The organism is Acidovorax sp. (assembly GCF_022763525.1).
Lineage (GTDB): Bacteria > Pseudomonadota > Gammaproteobacteria > Burkholderiales > Burkholderiaceae_C > Acidovorax.
In genome coordinates this window covers 1-4274 of record NZ_JALEGG010000052.1, presented here as the reverse complement: position 1 = coordinate 4274, position 4274 = coordinate 1, and the positions used below count along the sequence as shown (strand labels likewise).

At 64.5% G+C, this 4274-nt stretch carries 4 protein-coding genes and 1 pseudogene; 4 read left to right on the top strand and 1 reads right to left on the bottom strand.

The window, feature by feature from the left end; translation table 11 throughout:
• From MRY84_RS03755 to MRY84_RS03745, 3 genes and pseudogenes are all read left to right on the top strand, one after another.
• Window positions 1-102 (top strand): annotated as a pseudogene (locus tag MRY84_RS03755) (tripartite tricarboxylate transporter substrate binding protein); the annotation flags it as partial.
• A 138-nt stretch (window positions 103-240) separates the two neighbouring features.
• Window positions 241-1044: an enoyl-CoA hydratase/isomerase family protein gene (locus tag MRY84_RS03750; protein ID WP_291504413.1), complete on the top strand. Its 804-nt coding sequence runs from the start codon at window positions 241-243 to the stop codon at window positions 1042-1044.
• A gap of 49 nt (window positions 1045-1093) precedes the next feature.
• Entirely contained in the window at window positions 1094-2647 is a 1554-nt protein-coding gene (locus MRY84_RS03745; protein ID WP_291504412.1) for a malonyl-CoA synthase, read from the top strand.
• Between the two features lie 190 nt (window positions 2648-2837).
• Here MRY84_RS03745 and MRY84_RS03740 read toward each other — a convergent pair whose 3' ends face one another.
• Entirely contained in the window at window positions 2838-3281 is a 444-nt protein-coding gene (locus tag MRY84_RS03740) for a universal stress protein (RefSeq protein ID WP_291504411.1), read from the bottom strand.
• Window positions 3282-3390: 109 nt separating this feature from the next.
• Between MRY84_RS03740 and MRY84_RS03735 the strand changes: the two genes are divergently transcribed.
• Window positions 3391-4274, top strand: an 884-nt coding sequence (locus tag MRY84_RS03735; protein WP_291504414.1) for a cation transporter, incomplete at its 3' end; no start/stop codon positions are given.

Sequence of the window (4274 nt, the reverse complement as noted above, 5' to 3'; positions counted from 1 at the left end):
GAGTACGGCGGCATGACCCAGCAGCAGTTCGCGGGCATGGTCAGCAGCGAGGTCCGCCGCTGGGCGACGGTGGTGAAAGCTTCGGGCGCAAAACTTGACTAGCCCCCTGAGGCGCTTCGCGCCATCCCTCTGAGGGGGGCGCCACCCATGGCCCGGCAAAGCCGGTTCCAGGGTGGCACTGGCGATAGCGCCGTGCGAGTTTTACGGGCTGTGAACGTTGCAACGGGACGGATAGCAAATATGTCGGGTGAAGTGTGGATGGATGCCGGTGAGCGGGGGGTGGTGCATGTCACCTTGCGCCATGCCGGGCGGCTCAATGCCATGTCGCGGGCCATGTGGCGGGAGTTGCGTGCGGTGTTTGAGGACATCCAGAGGCGCAGCGATGCGCGTTGCGTGGTCATCGCAGGAGAGGGCGACGCCTTCTGCGCTGGCGGCGACATTTCGGAGTACCCCGACTTTCGTTTTGACGCGGCCGCCCTGCGCGACTTTCATGAAGGCGATGTCTGGGGTGGCCTCAACGCCATGCTTTTGTGCGATGTGCCCATCGTGGCGCAGATCCGCGGTGCCTGCATGGGCGCGGGCGTGGAGATTGCCAGCTGCTGCGACATCCGCATCGCGGGGAATGGCGCACGCTTTGGCGCGCCCATCGCCAAGCTCGGCTTTCCCATGGCCCCGCGCGAGGCACAGCTGGTGGCCGGCGCGGTGGGCGATGTGGTGGCCCGGCAGATGCTGTTGGAAGCGGCCACGTTCAGTGCCACCGACATGCTGGCGCGCGGTTTCCTGAGCCGGGTGGTGGCAGACGGCATGGTGGCCACTGAGGCCCTGGGCAGCGCCCAGCGCATCGCCGCGCTCGCACCCCAGGCAGCCCGTATGAACAAACAGACTTTTCGAGCATTAAAAATGCCTCTGGCGCTGGATGGAAAAGCGCAAGTAGCTATGAAAAGCATAGTGAATGCCGCCCCTGACCCTTATGCCTATGCGGACAGCGCGGAGCACCGCGAAGGGATCACGGCGTTCCTCGAAAAACGTGCTCCCTTGTTTTGACCAGTCCGTCCTCCTAGCTCCCCAATTTCTTGAAAAACCGCCCTCTGCCATGAGCCAACACAACCTCTTCAGCGCACTGCGCGCAGCCTTCCCTGCCGACCTGAGCGGCATCGCCGTCGAAGCCACGGCGCCCGATGGCACCCCGCTGCTCTACACCTGGGCCGACCTGGACCACGCCAGCGCGCGCATCGCCAACCTGCTCGCCTCGCTGAAGCTGCCCGAAGGCAGCCGTGTGGCCGTGCAGGTGGAAAAGTCGGTGGAGGCCATGCTGCTGTACCTCGCGACATTGCGCGCGGGTTACGTGTTCCTGCCCCTCAATACCGCCTACCAGAGCGCCGAGATCGAGTACTTCATCGGCAATGCCGAGCCTGCGGTGGTGGTTTGCAGCCCCGGCAATTTCGGTTGGGTGTCCAAAATCGCCTTCACGCTGGGCACCCAGCATGTCTTTACGCTGGGCGACGATCGCACCGGCAGCCTGCTGGAGCGCGCCGCGCACCACGCCGACGCCCACGTGCCCGTGCCGCGCAAGACCGATGACCTGGCCGCCATCCTCTACACCAGCGGCACCACGGGCCGCAGCAAGGGCGCGATGCTCACGCACGGCAATCTGCTGTCGAATGCGCAGGTGCTCAAGGACTACTGGGGCTGGAAGGATGGTGATGTGCTCATCCACGCGCTGCCCATCTTCCACGTGCATGGCCTTTTCGTGGCCATCCACGGCGCGCTCATCAATGGCAGCAAGATGATCTGGTTCGCCAAGTTCGATCCCAAGGCGGTGCTGTCCGCCATGCCGCGCGCCACCGTCTTCATGGGCGTACCCACGCTTTACGTGCGGCTGCTGGCTGAGCCGGGCCTCAACAGGGAAACTGCGAAGAACATGCGCCTGTTCATCGCAGGCTCCGCGCCGCTGCTGATCGAGACTTTCAACGAATGGCAGCAGCGCACCGGCCACACCATCCTGGAGCGCTACGGCATGAGCGAAACCATCATGCTCACCTCCAACCCCTACGCAGCCGACGCACGCCACGGGGGGCAGTCGGAGCGCCGTGGTGCCACGGTGGGTTTCCCGCTGCCCGGCGTGGGCCTGCGCGTGGTGGACGACGCCAACCAACCGCTGCCCGTGGGCGAGATCGGCAACATCCAGGTCAAAGGCCCCAACGTGTTCAAGGGCTACTGGCGCATGCCCGAGAAGACAGCGGAGGAGTTCACCCAGGACGGCTGGTTCAAGACCGGCGATGTGGGCAAGGTCGATGAGCGCGGCTATGTGAGCATCGTGGGCCGCAGCAAGGACCTCATCATCAGCGGCGGCTACAACGTCTACCCCGCCGAGATCGAGGGCTACATCAACGAAATGTCCGGCGTGGCAGAAAGCGCGCTGGTGGGTGTGCCACACCCCGATTTTGGCGAGGTGGGCGTGGCGGTGGTGATCGCCAAGCCCGGCGCCAACCTGAACCCCGACGCCATCGTGGCGCAGCTCAAGTCACAGCTGGCCAACTTCAAGATTCCGAAGAAGTGCTTTGTGGTGCCCGAGCTGCCCCGCAACACCATGGGCAAGGTGCAGAAGAACCTGCTGCGCGAGCAGTACAAGGGCCTGTTCGTTTAACTATCGTTTTGATAGCTGCTGGCGCTTTTGGGATAAGCGCTAGAGGTCGATTTGGCTGGAAATCCGCAGAGGTGAGCCGAAGCTGGAGCCTGGCACTTGCGCAGCCAGTGGCCGCCGTGGAACCGGCTTTGCCGGGCCACGGATGGCGCACCCCTGAGGGAAGACGCCGAGGGCGGCCCAGGGGGAAGGGTTACCTCAGCACCAGCACCGGAATGTGCGAGTGCGTCAGCACATGCTGCGTTTCGCTGCCGAGCAGCAAGCGCTTGAGCCCCTTGCGGCCATGCGATGCCATCACGATCAGGTCGCACTTGTGCTTCTTGGCGGCTGAGATGATGGCTTCTGCCACGAGGTCGGACTTGGCGATGACGGCCTTGACCGCCACCCCCTGGGCGTCGCCCTGGGCCTTCACGCCGTCCACCATGGCCTGTGCCGCATCGCCCCATTGTGATTCGATGCGTTTCACGTCGTTTGCATCGACAGGCATGCCGCCTTCAAAGTAGCTGCGGGGATAGCGGGGCACCACTTTGAGGGCCACGGCAGAGGCGCCGGTGAGGGCCGCCAGTGCCAAGCCATGTTTCACGGCCTTGTCCGAAAGGTCTGAGCCGTCCGTTGCGATCAGGATGCGTTTGTACATACAAGGATCTCCTCAAAGTGATGGACCAAGCTTAGGTTGAATCATGTTCCGCGGCTTGATGCAGGTCAATGTACCTGCCACCTCCGAGCGATAGGCTTGAACCATGTCAATGTTTCGACCCGGTGCACCGGTTTCCATCCCGGCCCAACCGACCGCCGCTGATCCCGAGCCGCCGCCCGCAGCCCAGGCTGCGCTGCTGGACGATCCGCAGGAGTGGTCGGCGTTCGGCCGTCCGGTGGTGCCTGCGGGCATTGCCCCGGTGGATCCCGCCAGCTGCACCTGGGACTCCCACGTGGTGCTGGGGGGCATGCATTGCGCGGCCTGTGCACTCACCATTGAAGACGCCCTGCGCAGCGTGCCTGGTGTGCTGCAGGCCGATGTGAGCGCCGCCACGCGCCGTGCGCGGGTGATGTGGCAACCCTCTCAGGTACAGCCTTCGCAGTGGATGGAGGCCGTGCGCAAGGCTGGCTACCGCGCCATGCCCGCCATGGATGCCTTTGCCCGCGAGCAGCGCCAGCGCGAGAGCCGCCGCGCTTTGTGGCGCTGGCTGGTCGCCGGCTTTTGCATGATGCAGGTGATGATGTACGCATGGCCTGCGTATGTGGCGCAGCCTGGCGACCTGACGGGCGAAATGGAGCAATTGCTGCGCTGGGCGTCGTGGGTCATCACGCTGCCGATGATGGTGTTCTCGTGCGGTCCATTTTTAAGCAGCGCGTTGCGCGACGTGCGCCAGCGCCGCGTCAGCATGGACCTGCCTGTGGCGCTTGGCATGGCCATCACGTTTATCGTGAGCACGGCGGGCACGTTTGACCCGGCGGGCATCTTCGGCAAGGAGGTCTACTACGACTCGCTGACGATGTTTGTTTTCTTCCTGCTCACCGGCCGCTGGCTGGAGCTGCGTCTGCGCGACCGCACGGCGGGCGCTCTGGAAGCCGTGATGAACCGCTTGCCCGACAGCGTGGAGCGGCGTGCGGCGGATGGAAGTTTTGTGCG